The 22080-nt window shown below is 42.0% G+C and carries 17 protein-coding genes and 1 pseudogene; 1 reads left to right on the top strand and 17 read right to left on the bottom strand.

The annotated features are described in order from the left end of the window. Nucleotides 1-331: 331 nt before the first annotated feature. The 14 genes from QZ995_RS17185 to QZ995_RS17120 all read right to left on the bottom strand — a co-directional run bounded on the left by QZ995_RS17185 (nucleotide 332) and on the right by QZ995_RS17120 (nucleotide 17553). Entirely contained in the window at nucleotides 332-1186 is an 855-nt protein-coding gene (locus tag QZ995_RS17185) for an ergot alkaloid biosynthesis protein (RefSeq protein WP_301809199.1), read from the bottom strand. A gap of 72 nt (nucleotides 1187-1258) precedes the next feature. Beyond that, a complete protein-coding gene (locus QZ995_RS17180) occupies nucleotides 1259-1846 on the bottom strand; it encodes a TetR/AcrR family transcriptional regulator (RefSeq protein WP_301809197.1) in 588 nt (195 codons plus the stop codon). Nucleotides 1847-2016: 170 nt separating this feature from the next. Beyond that, nucleotides 2017-2940: a hypothetical protein gene (locus QZ995_RS17175; RefSeq protein ID WP_301809194.1), complete on the bottom strand. Its 924-nt coding sequence runs from the start codon at nucleotides 2938-2940 to the stop codon at nucleotides 2017-2019. 751 nt (nucleotides 2941-3691) lie between these two features. Continuing rightward, nucleotides 3692-4675, bottom strand: a complete 984-nt coding sequence (locus QZ995_RS17170) for a glycerophosphodiester phosphodiesterase family protein (RefSeq protein ID WP_301809193.1) — start codon at nucleotides 4673-4675, stop codon at nucleotides 3692-3694. 242 nt (nucleotides 4676-4917) lie between these two features. Further along, complete coding sequence (arcC, locus tag QZ995_RS17165) at nucleotides 4918-5877, bottom strand: carbamate kinase (RefSeq protein WP_301809192.1); 960 nt, start codon at nucleotides 5875-5877, stop codon at nucleotides 4918-4920. Next, complete coding sequence (locus QZ995_RS17160) at nucleotides 5859-6773, bottom strand: DUF2877 domain-containing protein (RefSeq protein ID WP_301809191.1); 915 nt, start codon at nucleotides 6771-6773, stop codon at nucleotides 5859-5861. The genes arcC and QZ995_RS17160 overlap by 19 nt, the downstream gene beginning before the upstream one ends. Before the next feature lie 27 nt (nucleotides 6774-6800). After that, the gene (locus tag QZ995_RS17155; protein WP_301809188.1) at nucleotides 6801-8066 is read right to left on the bottom strand and encodes a DUF1116 domain-containing protein; all 1266 of its coding nucleotides are present in this window, start codon (nucleotides 8064-8066) and stop codon (nucleotides 6801-6803) included. A gap of 102 nt (nucleotides 8067-8168) precedes the next feature. Then, a complete protein-coding gene (gene fdrA / locus QZ995_RS17150; RefSeq protein ID WP_301809185.1) occupies nucleotides 8169-9911 on the bottom strand; it encodes an acyl-CoA synthetase FdrA in 1743 nt (580 codons plus the stop codon). Nucleotides 9912-10032: 121 nt separating this feature from the next. After that, on the bottom strand, nucleotides 10033-11082 hold the full coding sequence (gene allD / locus QZ995_RS17145) for an ureidoglycolate dehydrogenase (RefSeq protein ID WP_301809183.1): 1050 nt from the start codon (nucleotides 11080-11082) through the stop codon (nucleotides 10033-10035). A 38-nt stretch (nucleotides 11083-11120) separates the two neighbouring features. Next, the gene (allD, locus tag QZ995_RS17140) at nucleotides 11121-12170 is read right to left on the bottom strand and encodes an ureidoglycolate dehydrogenase (protein ID WP_301809215.1); all 1050 of its coding nucleotides are present in this window, start codon (nucleotides 12168-12170) and stop codon (nucleotides 11121-11123) included. A 120-nt stretch (nucleotides 12171-12290) separates the two neighbouring features. Then, complete coding sequence (gene allE, locus QZ995_RS17135) at nucleotides 12291-13055, bottom strand: (S)-ureidoglycine aminohydrolase (protein ID WP_301809182.1); 765 nt, start codon at nucleotides 13053-13055, stop codon at nucleotides 12291-12293. Nucleotides 13056-13117: 62 nt separating this feature from the next. Next, nucleotides 13118-14401: an MFS transporter gene (locus QZ995_RS17130; protein WP_301809178.1), complete on the bottom strand. Its 1284-nt coding sequence runs from the start codon at nucleotides 14399-14401 to the stop codon at nucleotides 13118-13120. 55 nt (nucleotides 14402-14456) lie between these two features. After that, nucleotides 14457-15689, bottom strand: coding sequence for an allantoate deiminase (allC, locus tag QZ995_RS17125; protein WP_301809175.1), 1233 nt, complete (start codon nucleotides 15687-15689; stop codon nucleotides 14457-14459). Between the two features lie 181 nt (nucleotides 15690-15870). Continuing rightward, entirely contained in the window at nucleotides 15871-17553 is a 1683-nt protein-coding gene (locus QZ995_RS17120; protein ID WP_301809172.1) for a PucR family transcriptional regulator, read from the bottom strand. Between the two features lie 202 nt (nucleotides 17554-17755). Between QZ995_RS17120 and QZ995_RS17115 the strand changes: the two genes are divergently transcribed. Continuing rightward, nucleotides 17756-18622 carry an alpha/beta hydrolase gene (locus tag QZ995_RS17115; protein WP_301809170.1) on the top strand — a complete coding sequence of 289 codons (867 nt, stop codon included), beginning with the start codon at nucleotides 17756-17758 and terminating at the stop codon, nucleotides 18620-18622. A 558-nt stretch (nucleotides 18623-19180) separates the two neighbouring features. Here the strand turns inward: QZ995_RS17115 and QZ995_RS17110 are convergent. The 3 genes and pseudogenes from QZ995_RS17110 to QZ995_RS17100 form a co-directional block, all read right to left on the bottom strand. Further along, nucleotides 19181-20173 carry an ABC transporter substrate-binding protein gene (locus QZ995_RS17110; protein ID WP_301809168.1) on the bottom strand — a complete coding sequence of 331 codons (993 nt, stop codon included), beginning with the start codon at nucleotides 20171-20173 and terminating at the stop codon, nucleotides 19181-19183. Nucleotides 20174-20268: 95 nt separating this feature from the next. After that, nucleotides 20269-20796: pseudogene (locus tag QZ995_RS17105) on the bottom strand (LLM class flavin-dependent oxidoreductase); the annotation flags it as partial. A 185-nt stretch (nucleotides 20797-20981) separates the two neighbouring features. Further along, a complete protein-coding gene (locus tag QZ995_RS17100; RefSeq protein WP_301809166.1) occupies nucleotides 20982-21803 on the bottom strand; it encodes an AraC family transcriptional regulator in 822 nt (273 codons plus the stop codon). Nucleotides 21804-22080: the final 277 nt, after the last annotated feature.

The raw sequence follows: 22080 nt of genomic DNA, 5'->3' as shown, positions 1-22080 counted from the left end.
CTGACGATTATTTAGCAGACTGGAAGAAACGAAATGAAGCGACACTGCAGCGAAGCCACCTTCTTATGTGAATGCTAAGGAACTGCCGATAAAACCCCATTTGCAAGATCTGCCTATTGACCCCTGCAGGCAAGAGAAAGGCTAGTAGGATGCCATACACATGAATTCTGGAGCAGTAACGCAATAAGGACTCGGTTTGCGTCACAGGATGGCAGTTCCTATCCATTTAATCCCAGCATTGGCCTCCTGCCTTAAGATCATCTGATTTCAGAAATGATGGATAAAAGCATATGATTTTGATTATTCAGCCCAAAGCAGTTAAAAAATATGCTTACTCTTGTATCCAATAACGGGTGTGTGCCGAGATAAAATCGGACATGGAACGTGGTTTTCTCCCTGTAACACGTTCGACAGTATCGGTTACAAGTTTTTCGGCACCATTGCCGATATTTTCATCTAAATCTGCCATGAAACGAGCATAATCCATTGATAATCCAGCTTTGGCCAACTTCTCCTGTAATGTGGACTTGTGAATATTTACATGCTTGATCGTGCGACCGATTACAGAACCGATCATAGCAGCTACCTCTGAATAACTTAGCGCCTGAGGCCCAGTAATAACATGGCTAGTGTTATGTGGAATTTCGTCAATTAGGGCACGTACTCCAACTTCTGCGATATCCTCTGCATCTATGAATCCTATCTTTCCATTTCCTGTGGCAGTTATAATCCTACTTTCATTTTTGATTGTAAGACCATGTTGAAGATTAATAAAATTTTGCATAAAATAAGAAGGTTTCAGTACTGCCCACTCCGGAGCTTGTTTGATTACTGCTTCATGCAACTTTCCAAACACGGGTCCATCATCGGGAATAATCAAAGCGCTGAGCATGACAATACGTTGCACTCCAGCTTTTAACGCCATATCTAGAAATGGCAATACGATAGGAGCTGGATCAAACACACCTGCTGGTGCCACGAGGTATAGCTTTTTCACATTTTCTAATGAACGTTCGTACGTTGCGCCATCATGCCAATCAAAATGTACGCGCTCGGTTCCAGCGATTTGTGATTTTGCTCGACTCGCTATACGGACATTGTGCCCTAATTCTGTAAGTTTTTTGGCAATACGGCTGCCCGTTGTACCAGTTCCACCTGTTATCAATATTTTATCCTTTTTTTCCATAAATACTGCTCCTTTCTGGATCGAACGGTCTAATATATACAAAAATATAATGAAGCGTCCAAAATCGCTCCATTATACATCAAGCGTTGATAATATGACGGCTGTAATATCGTCTAAAACCTCCGGATTCGAGCTTAATTTAGCAGTTTGTGTTAATGAGTATCGCGCGTGATTCAAATATCGTGCAAGGGATAGCAGGTTTTCTGGACAATTATCTAGTTCACCTTGTTCTTTGGCACGAACTAACGCTTGATAGAAAGCTTGTTCTAAACGTTCCATATCGCGTTTAAAAAAATCTGCAATTTCTGTATCATGAGGTACTTGATCAATGGCACTTAGCATAATGAAACATTCCTTGCGGCGCTTTTCATCCTTCAGAACAGCTACAATCTCATGAAAGATTTCCGCAATGATTTTCTTCACCGGACCTGAACGTTCCAAATAGGAAATGACGGTTGTAGTTTTTTCATTCGTGTAATGTTTCACTGCTGAAATAAAGAGATCTCTTTTTGTTCCATAGGTATCATACAGGCTTTGACGGGCTATTCCTAATCTATCCAGTAAATTTTGGAGGGAAGTGCCTTCATAACCATAGTGACCAAATACTTCCATCGCTTTATGTAATACAAGTGTTGTATCGAATTCCTTACTTCTTCCCATGCATAATACTCCCTTCTGAAGTTTATATTACCTATTCCGGACTGTTTGGTCAAATAAACGTTTCCCTTTTAACATAAAAAAGCCCCTGCCATTCTCATATCACGAGAGCAAGGGGAAGCTGGTCATTTGATAGTATGTAACTTTTCTTTCTTAGCTATTAGTTGATGAAACTAACAGCTAACTCTAATCGTATTTTGAAGCTTAGGATAGAAGGTTCGCAGAAAAGTAACACCATCTTCTGTTTTTATAGCTGTAATTAGTTTATATGTTTCATCATTAATAGTGATCAGTTGCTCTTCTTCTCCATTTATATAGCCTACAGTACCCATCGCTAATAATCCTTCTGGGCTCAATCCTACAAAGAATCCCCCTGTTCTTTTGAATAAAACTCGTCCATCCCTTTCAGGAGTATCTTCCACATATTTATAAGTAATAGTAATAACCTCTCCCAGACTACTTCTTTCTGATCGCTGCAACTCAAAATGTTTAAGGAAGTAAATGACATCTTCCTGGTGCGTGATTTCATAGGGACCATCTTTTAGATAGTAATGATACCAGAAATGATGACCGTCTAAGATTATTTCCCCATTCTTTAATCCTTCCTCGCCAAGAAAAATATGCTCAAAAGCAGAGGTAGTGCCTCTTCGCCGGGGCTCAAACCATATATCATACAATAATTTTATCCATTCAGCATCAGATGAAATAGTATGATTGCCGTTATGATTCATCACATACTCTCTTGCTATTTTCATAGGTTCTGTGCTGATCACGTATCGTAAAAATGTGTTGATTTCATCAAGTTCAATGGGATCGAATTGCTCTTCTTCCCCAAGCTTCATATTATAATTATCAGTCAGCTTTTCATATAATTCATAGGATTTCTTTTTATGGGGAGGAATAACAACATTAGTAAGAACATTAACTTCTCGATTCTCACTAGGCTCGTGATTAGGGTTATCGCATCCTAAACGGGGGTTTACATCTATAATCACGTATCCTTTAGAATCATCCTTTTGATCCTCACTTACATTTTTGATTAACGGTAATATGCCATTGTTAGCCATATCAGCTTGCCAGATATTATTCCACGGCATTCTATCGCCCCCTCCTTACCAGCTCATTTTTTTCATCAATAGATTCTCCTTCTTACTTTCTACTTATTCTTTTCTTTTTTTGAATAAACTCCCCTATTTATTTTAGAGACAAAGAATAGCGATTTATAAAGGGCTTAAGTAGGTGGATTATTGTTATTTTAGGTGACACAATTGTACCAGCATTATGGCAAATGACATAATTATACTGCCATAATGTACTTGTTTGAAGATGATAAAAGACCATACAACAAGTACCATTTATTGAAAGAGAAGTACCCTGCGCGGATCCTTAAAAATAAGATTCTATATGATTGAATAAAAAAATCCTAAGCCAAAATAATAAATGAAGTAAAAAAATATCATTAAAAAGAAACATATCATCAGATTCATTAATTATGTAAAGCCTTAATATGAAATAAAACAGATAAAGACTAAGATAAATGAGCTTCTATCTTTAGTCCTTATCTGTTTATAAAACGCTTTTTTCTTTTTTTCGTAAGTTGATAAATTTGTGTTCTGAAACATGTATAGTTTTTTTATGTCGTAAGCGTTGTAGTTTTATATCCCTGAACCCTACCAGATTGGATGCTAACCTAATAAAAAAGGAGTCATTTTGTTAACATAACAAACATTATGTGTATTAACTTCTATCGATTCATTCCTAATTTAATTGTAAGTCTTCTCTTATTACCTTTCTGCTCATTCTTTAGAAAAAGTCAGCATAAAAATTCATTTTCCCTAAAATGATTGTTTACTGTTTATATAAAGGAGCTATTTTATCAATCCGATTTGTCCATATCCCGCCGCTATAATTGTTTGGCAGGCGTTTTATATCCTCAGGAGAGTCAAATCCACTTGAAAATCCTTCTCCATCTCCACCTACAATAATGACTCGTGTGTCCATTTCATCCATCCGATTCAGAAAACGATTCGGCCATCCCCAAAGCCAAGGAGCAAGCTGATCAGGTATATGTAACTGGGCATGCTTTAGACTAGCGGGTACGTAGCCGGTCCACCCTATTGCCATATAAGAAAGAAGATCATTTTTCAATGAAGCCTTTGACATGGTTCTCAGGCTAGGAATTCGCTCCTTTATCTCAGCTACCGGTTTATCCCCGCCATACACAGTTAATTGGTCCAGACGGCTAGCTGGTAGTTTTTGCAGATAAGCCGCCATTTGAATTCCTTCATTGGGATCATTACTTTTGATATGAATCAGAAAGGAGCGATCAGGAAAATGGTTCAGCACCTCATCCAGAGTCGGCATTAGATTTATTCCTTTCCCTCGGAATGGAAAGGTTTTACCGCCATCTGCCGTATAGCCGTATCCAATATCAAGTGCTTGCAGCTCTTTGGTTGTATAATCTCTTGTAACACCCTTTCCATTTGTACGACACTCAAGAGTCCAATCATGGAAAACAACAAAATTGTTGTCTTTTGTCCATTGAACATCGAATTCTACTATATCCGCACCAGCTTTAAAAGCGGCATCCATGGAAGGGATGGTATTTTCTAAATAAGGATGCTCCGGCGTCATTATTCGCTCGGCTGTACAGGTATCATTCGTGATATTTTCCATGCTAAAGGTCTGAGCAAGTCCTCGATGAGCAAGCAATAGAGGGGATCCATCGGGTCGATTGGCAAACAAAGAACTGTTGTTACCATAGATAAATACAAAAAGAACAAGACATATCCAGACGATTTTTCGTTTTAATAGTTTCTTTATCATATTCATTGGTTTCTCCTGTTTCATCTCTTGTTGGTAATCCTTACGTTATGTTACATTCATACTTTTACCTACTATAACCGATCTGATTGATTTTACAATGATGCTGAGATGACATTTTACTCATATACAAATAACAAGGCGTAGTTGATTGTTGGTTAGAATGGTTTTCTTTACCATAAAACAGAATAGAGCAGTCCTATTGCCATTTACATGACGATAAAACTGCTCCTTCGAAATAAGCTCTTCTATTATTTATGATGCGCTGTTATAGATTGAGTGATCCGGGTACCTGCTTTCCCTGCCAAAGCTAAATCCGCCTGATCCAAGGAACAAATGATAGAAGCCCCACCTTTTTCAGCAAAGCCTATGGCTGATTCCATTTTAGGTCCCATGCTTCCGGCACTGAACTGTCCTTCATCAGCATACTGCTTGGCTTCTTCCAGCGATATTGTCTCTAGTGATTTTTGATTTGGTTTGCCATAGTTGACATACACATTCTCAACATCTGTCAAGATCATAAATATATCGGCATTCACATCTTGAGCAAGCTGGTAACCACTTCGATCCTTATCAATAACAGCTTCCACACCTATAAGAGTTCCGTCCGATTGGCGAGATACAGGTATACCTCCCCCACCCGCAGCAATTACAATGGTTCCTTGATCTGTCAAGGATTTGATTAAGTCAGCTCCGATAATAGCTTTTGGCATTGGAGATGGAACTACCCGACGCCAGCCTCTGCCTGCGTCCTCCTTAACAATCCAACCTTTTTCCTCTGCAAAACGCTTGGCTTCTTCTTCACTGTAGAAAACGCCTATCGGTTTTGTCGGATTTTGGAATGCTGGATCATCCTTTGATACTTCCGTCTGTGTCAGCATGCTTATTACTGAATTATTTAGTCCGAGCTTTTGCAGCTCATTTAGCAGGCATTGATTCATCATATACCCGATAAAGCCTTGGGATTCCGCACTGCACACATGAAGAGGGAACGGCGGAACAACTTCTTTTGCTTCGTCCTGTTGACGCAATATATTTCCGACCTGCGGACCGTTCCCATGTGTGATAATTACCTCATAGCCCTGCTTCACAATACGTGCGATTACCTCGCAGCTTTTCTGAATATTTTCCAGTTGATTTTCATAGGTAGCCTGCTGTTTGGATTGTAAAATAGCGTTGCCCCCAAGAGCAATTACAACTTTTTGTGACAATTTGAATTCCTCCTTATTATCAGCATACCGATCAATATGCCAAATGCTGTATCCAGACCTGAGCTATGACCTACGTGTAGTAAATCTCTAATCCTCTCATTCAAGCTGTCTGTATCCTTTTGTAGTAGAGAATGTAAAACATCTGTCACCACCGAGCTAAAGTCCCGCTTCAGTGCATACTTCAGGTATTCACGGCTGATATCTGTTGTCAGTGCTTCGTTCTCCACTAGCCTGGTTACGTGTAAGCGGAAGGAGTCCGTCAGCACTTCCGTTACTGCATCCACTGCAAGCAGTCCCACGAGCATGTCGTCTCCAGAAGGTGTGAGGCCTTTTCCGCGACCAATCCAGTACCTGAGAATTTCATCGATCTGTGACTGACTCTCCGCTGAAGCAGCATCCATCAGTTGTAATACCTTCCGTTCGCTTTCCGAACAAAACACAAAGGATTCCTTCATGAAGCAGTGGATAAAATTCTCTACGGAAATATCAGCTCCTGTAGGTCGATTATCCGCTGCTAGCTCAACTGCAAACGCCTTCAAATGCCGAAGCAATGATTCAGGCTGCTCCGTTATCGGTTCTACAAAGAGATGATAAGCATGCTTAGGGTTCAATTTTATATAAAACGTGGAAAAGAGAAGAGCCGACATGCCGCTGTCATAGCGAACGATTTCCCCTTGCTTGATTAAAGAAACCAGCTTTTGGGCCAGACTATCCTCCACATGGATGCCAAAAGGAAGCAGTCCGTTCTTTGTTCCCCCGATAAAAATAAGCCCATCTTCCATTCCGATATTAAATCCATTCTGAAAAACACTATGGATATAGCCGGGGTTGCCGGTGTGAAGGAGAGGGTGCACAGACTGGCTGTACATCCCGTTTATCCGGAGTAGCTCTTTCATGTCGCTCTCCCCCTTTTCTGCGTTTTGTTAAATTAATCCCAATTTTTGTGCATAAGCTTCTAGAGCTTTTTCAAAGCAAGCGAGAGGTGCACGAACCGTACCTGCGCCAATTTGACCTACACCAGGCTCCTTGTGGGCAATTCCAGTATTAATTACCGGTGTGATGCCTGTTTCTACTACTTTTCGTGCATCGATTCCAAGGCAGATACCCTGAAAGTTCCATGTTGGAATCGTGAAATTAGGGTTATGATCAATGCAAATTTCTGTCATCTCTTTGCTGGTTGCCAGCGCATCTTCAAATCCGCCCGCCCCTACGAAACGAGTAACACCTGGAGCTGCAACCATAGCCATACCGCCAACACCAAATGCTTCTGTAATAGCGCTATCACCGATGTCAGGATTCGCCATCTCCTGAGAATAGCCTGTAAAGAATAATCCCTGAGGCGTATTAACTGGGGCTGTAAACCATTCGTCTCCCATACCGCTGATACGTATTCCGAAGTTTTTTCCATTTCTGGACATAGCTGTTACCACTGTGCCGTGCTGAATTGTTCTTGCAGCATCTAACACCGCTTTCGAGGTTGCCATCGCAACGTTCAGGAAAAACTGGTCAGTATCTGCTAGGAATTTCACTACATCGAATTTGTCTTTTTCAGATGCATCGGTTTGCAGGATATAAGGACTGATTTCTTTTAAAAATACAAGAGAAGCTGCGATATTGCGTTGATGGAACTCGTCCCCCATCGTAATTGCCTTTGCCATCATGACGTTAATATTTAAGCCGTTCTCTGTTTGATACAAAGCCTTAGAGAGAGTAGGCCCCAAAACATCTCTCATCCATCTTAGACGCTGGATAACCTCCTCAGAATAGGCTCCGAATCGTAGTACTTTTCCGATTCCTTCATTCATCGTACAATAGGCACGATTTCCATCCGTCTGATTTTCCACAACCAATAGAGGCATGTTGGCTGATGTAATACCGCCCATAGGGCCTACAGCTTTGACATGATGGCAAGGAATGAATGTGATGTCCCCTTGTTTTAGCATGGTCATCGCTTCTTCTTCATTCGCCGCCCACCCTTCGAATAAGCATGCTCCGACGCAAGCCCCTTGCATTGGTCCTGTCATGTCGTCAAATTGAATAGGTGGACCTGCGTGGAGAAGCACCCGACCGTTTAATTCCTCTACTACGGATTTGGCAGGAACTACATCTACTAGAAAAGGAGCACCAGCTACAATTTTTTGAATAACTGCCTGATTTGCTTCATCGATTGTTTGATAAGGTCCGTACATGCTACATCCTCCTAATCGGATATTAGTTTATTTGTATGTTCTTATATATATGCTTTGTAAGCGTTTTAATAATAACGAATTGTTTAAGATCCAAATGACAGCTTACTTCAATAAGCTCAAAATCTTACGCATTCTTTCATTTCCTCCAGCTACCGGGCGCCAATCAAAATGTACAGCACTACCACCGTAGCTAGTGACTGCGTTTACAAATTTCTTGAGTCCCACATTAATCACTACCGGTTTTCCACTCAAAAGCTTACCAATGGATTCTGAAACCTTGCTGTCCTCTTGTTCATACTGCTTGCCGGCAATGAATGATTTTTCCTTGTCCTTAAGCTGGATTCCCAACATAATGAGAGCTGTCCGAACAGCCTGATTGTTGCTCTCTTTTACGATAACGCCAGCTTCCTCCAGCTTTTGCTTTTGCGCGTGGTAATCTTGAGGGTCTTTTTCAGTTCCGCACAACGTTGCTACGAAATACAAATTCTTGCCTTTTTCTCTGGCACTACGTTGAGCTTTCTCTATGACAGGCAACAATGCACCAGCCATATCATCATGAGCACCGTAACCTAAAACAACATCTAGTAAAATGATCGCTGTGGATTCATCCAAGGCTGCCTGCTCGATGTAATGGATTCTTGTCTCTGGATCAATCATCGGGTGAGGCTTGCCTTGTGTGTACTTGTCATCCCCTAAGTCGATTACCTCATGACCTTTTGCTTTTAGCATATAGCCCTCTTCGTGAATGAGTTGTCCCAATTCAAGACCTTTCGACATCAGGATAGCGGTTTCATAAGCAAGCGTACCACCCGAGTACAGACCTTTAATGGCTGTTTGCTCTGGTTTCAGCTCAACTTTCGGAGCTTCTGTACTCAGCTTATTGTAGTTCACTTTGATTTCTCTTCCTTTAGACAGATCCACGGCAATCATGGCAGTCTCTTCCAATGTATGGGCATAATGTACGCTACCTTCATGTGCTTGAGGGTCTTCACCTACAAAAATAGCAACTACTGGTTTTGATATGCGGTGTAAAAGCTGAACCACCTGGTTACGAACTTCTTTTGCAGGAGGTTTTGAAATAACAACGATTACCTCGGTAGCTTGATGTTTCTCAAGTCCAGAAATAGCATCTAACATTGTAATTGCTCCGATAGTTTCAGAAAGGTCGCGACCACCTGTTCCGATTGCATGGCTTACACCTCCACCCAAACGGTCAATAAGAGTGGTAACCTCCTGAATACCAGTACCTGAAGCTCCCACGACACCAATGTTGCCTTCTTTTACCACGTTAGCGAAAGCTACCGGAATGCCGGATAAAATCCCAGTTCCGCAGTCAGGCCCCATGAGCAGTAACCCTTTTTCATGGGCTTTTTGTTTTAGCCGTAGTTCATCCTCAATTGTAACGTTATCACTAAAAATAAAGGCATGTAGCCCGCGATCAAGTGCTTTTTCTGCTTCTTCGGCTGCATATTGACCAGGTACAGAGATCAGAGCAAGATTGGCATTAGGCAGAACCTGCATCGCTTTATCCCAAGTTCGGACGGATTCGAATTCTTGTTTGCTACTGCTGATAGCTTGGTTTTTCAGCTCCTCTTCAATGGTGGTCAGCACCTGAGCTACCTTGTCTTCATCGTCTGTATCAATCACGATGCACATATCGTTAGGCCCTGCTTTTTCTAGCTCATCGGTAAACATACCCGTATTTTGGAAAATCTCTTTATTCGCAGGTGTTCCCATCATTATGGAGGCTTGTTTGACTCCATCCATCGTGGAAATCTTGTTTGTCAGGAGCATGAGATTAACCGAATCTTGATAGGAATTTTCTTTAATGATGGAATATAGCATTAGTACGCGCACCTCTTCCGTCAGATAAGTTAATTTATTCATTAAAGCATTACAGCGTCAATTTGGTAAAGAACAAGGATGCTGCTATAGAAGGAATTCTCTTTATAGGCTAGCTATGAATTTACTTTGCAAAAGGATCTTTCTTGTCGTATTGGTTTTTATGAACATCGTCCGACACTAAATAGTCATACACATCATCCACGATTTCGATCCCGTTGCTCTCGCTGTCTTCCTCGCGAATTTTGCTACGCTGTCCCGGATAAGATACTTCTTTAAAACCGGGAGCTGGTTTAATCTGATTCAAATCCTGCATTGTATTCGTAATGTTTTGTAAAAATCCAGACAGGCTTGTAAAATAAGCTGGATTAATTACGATATGAAGCTGTCCCAGATTCCGATATTCTGTCAGGTCATGGTACATCGATGACACTTTATTTCCAAACGGCAGTCCGAGTAAAATACCGGAAAGTACATCTACCATCATCATTAATCCGTATCCTTTAGGTCCAGCGATTGGTACCAAAGCGTTTACTTGGAATGGATCTGTGGTCGGATGACCCTCTTTGTCTACCGCCCATGTATCTGGAATTGTTTCATTTTTTGATCTCGCATGTAAGATTTTTCCCCAAGCCTGTACGGTTGTCGCCATATCGAATGTAATCATGTCGTCACCTTGCCCAGGAGCAGCAAAGGCGATTGGATTTGTTCCATAATACGGCTCTGAGCCGCCAAATGGTACGACCATCGGATCAGATTGGCACACAGAGATTCCAATCATATTCTCTTTTGCTGCCTGCTGAACAAAGTAAGAGAGAGCTCCACTATGGCCAATTCTGCGAACACCTACAACTGCAAGGCCGGTCTCTTTGGCCATTGCGATAGCTTCATCCATTGCTACCTTAGCCGCTACATGCCCTGCCCCATTGTCCCCATCAAAAATAGCAGTGCAAGGCCCCGTCTTTTCGAATGTAAACGTAGGATACGCATTGGTACCACCCTTAGCAATTCGTTCGGCGTAGTATTCTACACGCATAGCACCATGAGAATGAACACCCCTTGCATCCGCATGGACCAGAACGTCAGCCACTCCTTCTGCATGCTCCTCTGTCAATCCGGCTATATGGAGTTTGCGAGTGATTAACTCCTTTAGCTCTTGTTTGCTTACTCTCATTTTTATGCCACCTTCCTTTCACACCACAACCGCCTATTTTATTTAGCAAAGGGGTCTTTATGATCATAGGCATTCCGATGAACGATATCCGAAACCAGATATTCATAGACATCATCCACAATTTCAATGCCATTTTTTTCGTATTCTTCCTGAATCATGTCGTTGTTTTGACCTGGGAAAAGCACCTGTTTAAAACCGGGCGCCGGCTTAATTTGATTCAGGTCGTCCATCGTAGCAGAAATATGCTGTTTAAACATATCTGCATCAGTAAAGAAAGCTGGATTAATAACAAGATGAAGCTGACCAAGATTCCTATATTCAGTCAAATCATGGTACATGGAGGAAACTTTATTCCCAAATGGAAGATTTAGCAGAATACCTGAAAGCACGTCCACCATCATCATCAAGCCATAGCCCTTTGGACCCGCGATCGGAAGCAGAGCATTTACCTTGAAAGGATCTGTTGTTGGATGACCTTCTTTATCCACTGCCCAAGTATCCGGGATGGATTCCTGTTTAGATCTAGCATGAAGAATTTTTCCCCAAGCCTGTACGGTTGTCGCCATGTCCAGCGTCATGATGCGCTTGTCATTGCTAGGGGCAGCAAAAGCAATTGGATTGGTACCGTAGTACGGCTCAGAACCCCCGAACGGAACGACCATTGGATCAGATTGACACATAGAAATACCAATCATCCCTGATTTTGCAGCCTGACGTACAAAATAAGAAAGAGCTCCACTATGTCCAATTCTTCTGACGCCAACAACAGCTACCCCGTTTTCCTTGGCCATCTTGATAGCTTCGTCCATCGCCTGCTTAGCGGCTACATGACCTACTCCATTGTCCCCGTCAAATACCGCTGTGCAAGGGCCAGTTTTTTCAAATGTAAAGGCAGGATCAGTATGTAAACCGCCTTTTGCAATCCGTTCTGCATAGTATTCTACACGCATGGCCCCATGGGAATGAATGCCTCTAATGTCGGCATGGACCAGAACCTCCGCCACACCTTCCGCATGCTCTTGGGTCAAACCAGCTTTGTGCAGTTTATGGGTAATCAGCTCTTTTAACTCTTGTCTGGATACTCTCAATTCCGACACCTCTATTACATTGGATTTCAGCAATACAGTGATTGCTCCTTAGCAATAACAAGGAGAATGGTAAAAAGCAGTCACCTTTTACCATCTTCCTCGTCTGCTGAGGCACTTCTCTTAGAGATCCGCGTCTCGGTTGCAGTCTTTCGAGTAAACATAAGCAAGCTTTTCTCGACCGACAGCGTAGCAAGCCTGTTGCACGTATGGACCCATGAAGATATAATCGCCTTTTTTCACAGGAATCCACTCGTTATCGAGGTTGTACACTCCTTCGCCAGAGAGTAAGTATGCTCCATGCTCCTGAACATGCGTTTCAATAAACGGATGGCATGCACCCGGATCAAAGGTCAAAATGTGGAAATTCATATCAAAAGCTATTTCTTTCGGTAGAAGATCCTGAATTCGCATATCAGTCATGCCATCATAATTTTCTTCAGGGATGTCATTTGAATTACCGGAAACAACCCATGGTTTCAAGTCTTTTAACGGTTTATGTTTCTGCTTGTACAAGAATAGCTTGCTGTCGCCATCCTTGAGATTTTCCAGATACATTGTCGTTCCTGGTGGGCAGTATAGGTATCCGCCGCTTGTCAATGTGTATGCCTGATCACCAGCAGATGCCTTTACTTCACCTTCAAGAACATATACGAAGGTTTCGACAAGGTCTTGTCCACCAAAGCCCTCTGTATTTTTGCCACCCTTATGCATCGTAACCACATAATCGACAAAGCTAGCTCCAAGCTTCGGAGTTGCCAAAATAGAAATCGAGCAGTTTTCAAAACCCGGAACTACGTTATTGACCAAGCCCTCCGGAGCAATCAAAGCATATTTGCCATGTTTGATGATGGAACGGCTGGATAGTAAGTCAGTTGGATAACCCATTGTCATTTCTCTCCCATTCGCTATTTTTTGTGCAAGGATTCCGTCAGGACGAGACTGCGAAATCATTTGCTAAATTTGAATTCTTGTTCATTGGCTTCTACCTTTTTACTGCGTGAGGTACTTTGTAGATTCGCAATGAACAGGAATGCGGTACATACAATAATAATACCGATTGCAAGGTAAAAGCCCAAGATTTTGCTTCCTGTAGCGTCTGAAATTAAACCGGTTACAAACGGAGCAACTACAGATGACATCATTCCAAAAAAGTTAAACACACCAAACGTTGTGCTATATCCTTGTTTCGGAGCAATATCTGCCACGTAAGAGATCATAATCGGATCTACGGCTAGTTTACCGAAGAATCCATACATGATTAGGAACAAAATCAATAAGTCATTGTTTTGCACCGCTACCGTCAGATACAGGGTAACTGCGGCTATAATTTGTAACAAAATAACAACCATTATCTTTTTATGCTTGAACTTATCAGACAAACGGCTGAACAATAGAGCCCCTGGAACAGAAGCAAAGGCAACCAGAGCAGAGGCAAAGCCGATAGCAGCACCTTGAAATCCTCTCTCCATTTGCAGGTAACTAGGAAGCCAGGTTACAATCATGTAATACCCGTAGCACACGGAAAAGTAAATAACATAAGCAGAAATCATGCGAATATCGCCAAAAAGCGTTTTCATTGTTGCTTTATCATTCGGATCTTTTTCCTTTGTTCCTTCAACAGCATTTTCTGCCGGTTTTTCCTTAATTACTTTAGCAAAGGCAATAACGATAATAACTATTAAAGCACCTGTGACATAAATGAGAGGTCTCCAGTCCCAGCCGAGTCCCTTTACCATGTAAGAGGAACCGATGTATCCAAGGGCCATTCCGAGCGCCGAGCCGCTGTTGATAATGGCAGTGGAAAAGCCTCGCTTTTCATTTGGGATTGCGGAGGATGAGATTGAATAAGCTGGTCCATAATAAGTACCTTGTCCAAGTCCTGCCAAGAAGCTTCCCACTAACAGGAAAGCCAAAGACGGTGCAATCCCTACCGTAAAGGCTCCAAAAGCAAAGATCAGGAAGCCCGGGATCAGCATTATTTTTCTTCCAAATTTATCAGCGAGAAAGCCGGATGGAATCTGCATAGAGGTATACGCCAGAAAAAACATACTGGAGATTAGACCCATGCTAGCATCTGATTCAACACCAAGCTGCACTTTAATTTCTGGTAAAATCGGGTTCAGTACAGTTCTGTAAATCCAGATGACAGTCCAACCAAGACAAAACAGAATGACGACCTTTTTCCAATACGCAAGACCACCTTGTTTAGCTGCTGGTGTATGTTCGTTCATCTCTTTTCTGCTCCTTACGATGAGGTTATAGGCAAACGATACGCCAAGATGTCATCTATTCTTTATAGGCTAGCTCATAAAGTGTACCGATCAGAGCTTTCACGCCCTCGGCTAAATCATGAGGCTCAGTATACTCCGCCGGGTTGTGGCTAATTCCCTTTCTACTTGGTACAAAAATCATTGCTGATGGAACAAACGGCGCCAGGATTTGGGCATCATGTCCTGCTCCGCTGTGCATTAGCTTATAATTCAAGCCTTTTTCCATACACTGTTTTTCGATTATTTCGACTACACGTTTATCCATAGGAACTGGGTCAACATCCATCCACATATCGACCTTCAAGCCTACGCCCATTTCTTCTGCAATGGCATTCATAGAAGCCATAATTTCTTCGGTAAATTGAACAAGCGCTTCTTTCTCAGTATGGCGAATGTCCATCGTAAATAGGGTATAGCCGGGAACCACGTTAACCACGTTTGGTTTCACTTCAATTTTGCCTACTGTCGCTACTAATGGATCTCCGTGCTTTTTCGATCTGCTCATCACGTCACAGATCATGGTACTAGCGGCATGAACCGTATCCTTGCGATAACCCATCGGGGTCGTACCAGCATGGTTGGCTTCCCCTGTCACTTCTACGGTAAACCTGCGTTGGCCAACAATACTATGGACTACGCCTACAGATTTTTTCTCGTTTTCCAGAACACTGCCTTGCTCGATATGGATTTCTACAAATGTTTTCAGATCTTTGCGAAGCTCAGTGGATTCTTTGCGAAAATCAAAGCCGCATTCTCTCATCGCATCCACAAAGGCTATTCCATCAAAGTCTGCAATGTTTTCTACTTCTTCGCGCTTTGCTGTGCAGACGATATTTTTAGAACCCCAGAATGCATAAGGGAAACGACTACCTTCTTCCTCAGCCATGGATACCACTTGTAAATTACGCAGCGGATTTCCGTATTTCTCCTTTAGAGATTTAATCGCAAGCAATCCTGCGATAATACCGTATTGACCATCGTACAATCCACCATTGCCTACCGTATCCACATGAGAACCGGTTAAAATAGTTTCACCCTGATACTTTGTTCCACGTAGCCCTCCAAATAAATTACCTACCTCATCAAAATGGAAGTCAAAGCCTTCTTTATTCATCCAATCTTCTAAAGCTTTTTGAGCTTCTAACCACTCTTTCGAGTAGAGAAATCGGGAAATGCCCCCTTCAGGTTCTTTTCCAAAATGACCCAGCCACTCTAAATGCTGTACGATCTCTTTACTTAACTCTCCCATACTCACTGTTCCTTTCTCTGAAGATGAATTGATCGTAAGACGTTTTCCTAACTTGCACTCTCATTGTAAGCGCTTACTATTATAGAGTCATTAACAGGAGTGGATAAAAGTCTTGCTAGGTATTTATCCATCTTGGGTAAAAAAAAGACGGGCACAGGCCCGTCTATCTTCCATTTTCGGTTTATTTTTCAATTTTTACCAGATTTAGAATCTTAAGGCCTACTCGAACTCCTAACATCTCTTCTGAGTCCTCAAAATCCATGCTCGTTATTTCTCTGATCCGTTCAAGTCTGTACATGACCGTTTTGTAATGTACAAATAAATCATGGGCTGCTTTTGCAGCATTTTGGTTATGCTCTAAAAATACCTCCAGTGTATGTAGCAGATCATTTTTAATAGCACTTTTACTTTCCACCAATCTACTTAAAGAAGGAGGGATGAAAGAGGTTAGGACAGCAGGGTCTGGAAATTGGCAAAGCAGCCGGAAAAGTCCAAGCTCGGCAAAGGCGGTAATCGATTCTTTCCCATAGAGCTTCTCTCCTAAATCCAATGCATCCTGCGCCTCCTGGTAACTCCTCGAAATATCCATTACCGTTTCTGCTACATTACCGATGCCTACCTGTACAACAATGTCTTTGGCTTTAGCACGAATGTTCTCTTGAATCTCACGTGCTCTCTCCTTGACAGCAGATAGCCAGCTTTTCGCTTTTCCTTCCTGCTCGTTAACTGGTAAAAGCAGGGTAATTGTATCTCCACGTCTTCGCAAAATGCCATTCACAAAATGAGAGCGTACAGCTTCATGTAAATCGCTGAAGGTTTTTGTTTGCAAGCTCCGTGAACTTCGCAGCTTATCCATTTCATTTTGGCTCAATGTCGTAAACTCTTCTTTTACATGAAATAAAAGCACAGCATATGAACGATCTAAATCCCAACCGATCAAATTAGCTCGATGATAAACTGTCTCCAGCATTTGGCTTTTGCCCGCTAAAAGATCGTCAATAATATCATTTTTAAATTCTCGCTCCACTTCTGCTACGGCAAATTGCTTGACTAGCTCAAGAGAAAGGGCAGTAGCAGCATTTTCAATCGCAATAAAATCTAGCTCTTCCAGCCGCTTATGGGCCTCCGTGATGACCAGATGCACTTTGATATGATTGATCGTCCGAATGGGTACGACTACCTGCTCGACAAATTGAGGCTCCGATTCACCTTCTGAAACCTGCGCCGTCAACCAATAATAAGGGAATTTGGTTTCGACTTCTTTCTCACGTTCCACTACGCTATCCCGCTGTTCTATCGGCATGGTGTATGAGGAAGTAGCCGTCATGCAAACAAAATTCCGGTCATAAATGGCGACAGGGTTTCCAATCAATTCACCTAATGTAGTAATAATGGATTCCAGACCGGCATCCGTTAGGGAAAGCGTTGTGAAGCGATCATGTACCTCGATAAAGTATTTAAGCTTCATCACCTGATTATTAAACAGCTCTTCCATAACTGGATAAAGCACGTCCACATAAGGAATGTCTTGAGGAATCTGGATAATGGGCAAAGCTGCTTGTTCACCCGCCTCCACGATCGCATCCGGGATTTTTTGGACGAATCGGTGGTTTTTGATCATCAAAGCGCTGACTTTCTTTTCAGCAAGGCGTAAGACAAATTCCCGCTGTTCGGCTTCTGTATAATTACGGATCGGATATAAGCTAGTCAGTAGCATCTCTCCACCCTTCAGCCAATCTGCAATATCGGGAGCTTCCATGATGGTGATCCCTTTAATCACATTGGAAAGCCCCTTCTTTCCACCCAATACCTCCGCATCCTGTAATCTCTGCATTCTCAGTATATGCTCTACCCTAAACTCCATATCCTTCACTCCAACCCCTTCATTCGAAATAATCTTAGCTGTCTTTTATATAGAGAAAAGGCTCCATTTTTCTTATGTGTTCCCATACCGCTATTGAGTCTTGTGACAGAAGACAGTACTATAAGCATACCAATACTATCACTAGAAGTCTTCGTTAAGATACATCGTAACAGAAAAACCAGACTCAAAAAGGAGAAATAAAGTGAGAACAATTTGTTATAAAACGGTTAACGGGGTTAATCTGCTCGGAGATTTTTACAGCACTGGCAAAATAAATGCCCCTATTATTGTCTATATCCATGGGGGCGGATTTATTTTTGGATCGAGAAAAGATATTTTGCCACAGCATATCACTCAATATAATCAGGCTGGATTTCATGTTTTCTCTATCGATTATCGATTGGCTCCCGAAACCAAGCTGCCTGCTATAGCAGAAGATGTGCAAGATGCTCTGCGATGGGTCCGCGACCAAGCCCCGGCCATGCTTGGCATCGAGCCATCAGCGATTGCTGTAATAGGCTCTTCTGCAGGCGGTTATCTGGCTTTACTTGCAGGCTCTAAAGAGTCGTATGTAAAAGCAGTCGTCTCCTTTTACGGGTATGGGGATATTCGAGGAAATTGGGCTTCAGAGCCGAGTCCCTTTTACTTACAGAAAACGCTTGTCCCCAAGAAGTTAGCCGATCAATTACTCACGAAAGAAATACTTACTGAAAGCTCCATTCAGCAAAGATTCGGTCTTTATTTATATTATCGTCAGCAAGGTAGCTGGATCTGGAAAACGACGGGACTGGACCCAATACGAAATGAGGAAGAGCTAAGACTACTTTGTCCGATTGAGTATGTGAATCACTCGCTCCCTCCTATTATGCTCTTACATGGGGAAACCGATCATGATGTTCCTTGCGAGGAATCGATATCTATGGCCGAACGGTTAAAAAGCGCTGGAATCGAGCATAGACTCCTTACCCTCCCTGGGGAAGACCACTTGTTTGATCGACAACTGGATAAAGAAAACGTCCAGCGAGCGTTTGCTCAAGTGCTTGACTTTCTGTATTGTTATTTGACTTAAAACTATAAAAAACTTATTTTTTTGTAATGGTAGCCGGTTTCTGACCATTTGTGCTACTAATGAGCATGACTATCTACTTATTAATCTTATTTTTCCAAAATAAATAAAACCAGTAATAAACACAAAATAGAGTGGTTTTATAGTCCTTCAGTACAAATACTATAAACTACATGTAAATCGCATATGTATCAAAATGAAAGAGGCAGTCAAGAACAAAAAAACGCTTTTCTGACTGCCTCTTTTTATTTAACTATCGAACGCGTTAGTTCAACAATTTTTCCGTTACTTGTGATACGGTTCATCGTACTGTATTTAAATGCAGTTTAACCACCACAACATACACATCAGTATCTAAAGACACAATCCCTCTGACAATGAAGTGCTTTCTTTAAATAGAAACACCTCTTTTTTAATCTTTGATGAAGTATGTATACCAGCTATGCCTCTTTGATCGATGTCCACGAGAGACAACAAAAGCAAACACCATCCAACAATCGAAAATGAAATCGTCCATTTCATGAGCATCGGATCCATTTAGTGCAATCTTTCACACTTCCATTATCTATCTAGATGCTTTTGCACACCTTCTAGAAACCTGATTCGACTATAAGCGGGACCTCCTTCCATAAGCGGATCAACCACGTTAACATATACGTGATCTTGTTTAAAGGCATTCAGGTTTTGTATTACGGGATTCTTTTTCAAGTCCTCAAATGCATGCTTCGCTTCTTGCGTTTCACTCGTAGAGAATTGCACAAATAAATAATCCGGATTCATTTCCGCCAGCTGCTCGATAGAGATTGCTTCTTGTGTTTTCGCCATGCTTATCTGTTGCGGAACCTCCAAACCAATTTCGTCGTATAAGACAGGGTTAAAGTAAACATCTCTCGGGTAAACGAAGGCTTGTGACCCACGAATGCGAACAGCGGCTACTTTATTGCCGTGAAGCTTTTCTTTCAACAATGCTTTTACTGCCTGTGTATCTGTTTCATATTGAGCTAGAATCTTGTCTGCCTCTGTTTGCTTGCCTGTTAATTCTGCCATTAGCTTCAAATTAGATTTCCAGTCTGTAGCAATATGCGATACCAAAATAGTGGGAGCGATTTTTTGCAATTTCTCCACTGCTTCTTTTTGAAACTTGGATGAACCTAAAATAACGTCTGGCTTTAATAGCAATATTTTCTCAAAGTTGGGTTCCTGTTTTTCACCAATTGATTCCGACTTGCCCGTTACCGAAGCAAACATTTTTGGAAACTTTACCCCAATCGATATTGCCCCTACTGGATGAACGTCAAGCACGACTGCATCCTCCATCGCTTCCACAGCCCCAGTAATCACCATTTTTTCTACCTTTTGTGGAACGGTATACTTTTCACCGAGATACTCAATCGGTCTTGTTTCGCTCGTTCCTGCATTGTCCACTTCGGCTCGTGCTGTTTCTTTGTTGTTGCTAGAGATTGAACTTGCTTCATTATGTTTTTCTTCTCCACATGCAGCCAAAACCAGCATGAATAATGCTATCAATCCAACCAGCATAAGCTTTTTATTCATTTTTCAGCAGAACCCCTTTTAAAAAAATTTCGAAATAGAAATTTTGATGATCTACGTCTGGTTCCATTCTTGAATTCCTGTCTAAAAGCGACAGCTTATGTAATCCCCAAATGCTTACGCAAGGTGACACCCGTATATTGGCTTCTGAACAAGCCTCGTTCAACCAACTGCGGCATCAGTTTTTCAAAAAATATTTCCATTGATTTTTCTGAACCGCCCGGAAGAGCTATAAATCCGTCAATCGCTCCAGCCTCAAGCCGCTCAATAATATCGCTTACCACGTCATCAACCGTTCCAACGGAAACCCAGTGAGCAGATCCGACAACCTCCGGCCTTGCCAACACCTCTTCGACTGTAGGCTGATGGTTAGTAATATATCGGCGTAACAGCTCAGCATGGGTTCGGCTACGGACTGGCTGATTCGGATCAGGCAACATATCGGCAGTTACGCGCTGATCCAAAGAAAAGCTGCTTAAATCAAGACCGAGCACTGATTTAAGCGATTCATGCCTGCGCTCCAGACTCAAATGTGCATGTGCAGCCTTATGTAATTCATTCGCTTCCTCGCGAGTATCGGCCAAGAAAAAATACAATCCAGGCAAAACTTTGATGGCGTCCGGATTGCAGGATAGGGCAACAAACGATACAGGAAGAAAATACTGAGGTAAACAGGAAGCAGCCTGCCATCCAGATTCATCACCAGCCTTGCAGTGTGATGACACACTCGCTCGTTCGTTCAAGGCTCGCTCGAATACAGCATAGCCAAGATTTGCGCTTGTTTTCTTCAATGGAATCAAGTTTTAAAAACTCAATATATATGATTATCCACTTGATAGGTGTATGCCGAGGGAGACACACCGAATTTCTTTTTGAAGACTCTACTGAAATATAGGGGATTGGCATACCCCACACTGACCGCAATGTCGCGGATGGGAAAATTGCCAACCTTCAGTAATTCAATCGCTCTTTCCATACGATAATAAATGACATAATCGATCGGACGGAACCCAGTATATTTGTGAAAATAGTAGGAGAAGCGTTTGGAACTCATCCCATGCAACTCAGCCAATTCGTCGAGTGTCAGCGGATTCATATAATGTCTGTTTATGTATGCAATGGCTTCCTCTATCACCCTTTTACTCGGAGAACAGCCACTCTCTCGATGCCTGCAACCTGCCAAAACTTGATGCATGATACTTAAGAATAATTCTTTGACACGAAGTTTTCCCATCCCTCCAAGTGTACATGCATTCTGATGCATCATGATCAGCAATTCTAATACTCTCGGATTGGCTCCCGGTTCCAGCTTGAAATGAGAGTCGCATACATGACCGCTATTTTCATCACCTAGCTTGCCCCATCTATAAAAAAGCAAATAGTACTCGTACTCAGTTTGGCCTAAAACCTGCGAGTCAAGTTGCATGCCTGGAGCCGCATATAATACTGTTCCTGGATGTAATTCGTAGGCAGTTCCATTTACGCACAATCTAGCTTCTCCACGAATGGTAAAAAGAAACCCATGCCTTTCGGTCCTAAATTCGCGCAATATACTTTTCGGCTGGATCACTAACCGGTAGGTACCTTCTACATCATAGGTACCACTGGCAAATAACTCGGCTAATTTATACACCTATCATGGTTAATCTCATCTCCTATTTCAATCATGAGCCGACATCTATAGATTTGCTGTTTTCATTAAATAATAAAGCTTCACCTAACCTCGCAGCCCCCGCATTCGTGTAAAGGAGCTTACAATTTACCACTGCATCCACTCTCCACTTTACCACTATTTGTGATAAGGTCTACTGCAAATAATCTTGAACGATCCTGCATGTTGGTAACTATGAAATGTTATTGGAACAAAGAGATCGGAAGCACTCTCCGTCGCATGAAGAGAAACATCAGTC

The sequence above is a fragment of the Brevibacillus laterosporus genome, from assembly GCF_030489605.1.
GTDB lineage: Bacteria > Bacillota > Bacilli > Brevibacillales > Brevibacillaceae > Brevibacillus_B > Brevibacillus_B laterosporus_E.
The sequence above is the reverse complement of the archived record's forward strand: the minus strand, read 5'-3'. Positions and strand labels throughout refer to the sequence as shown.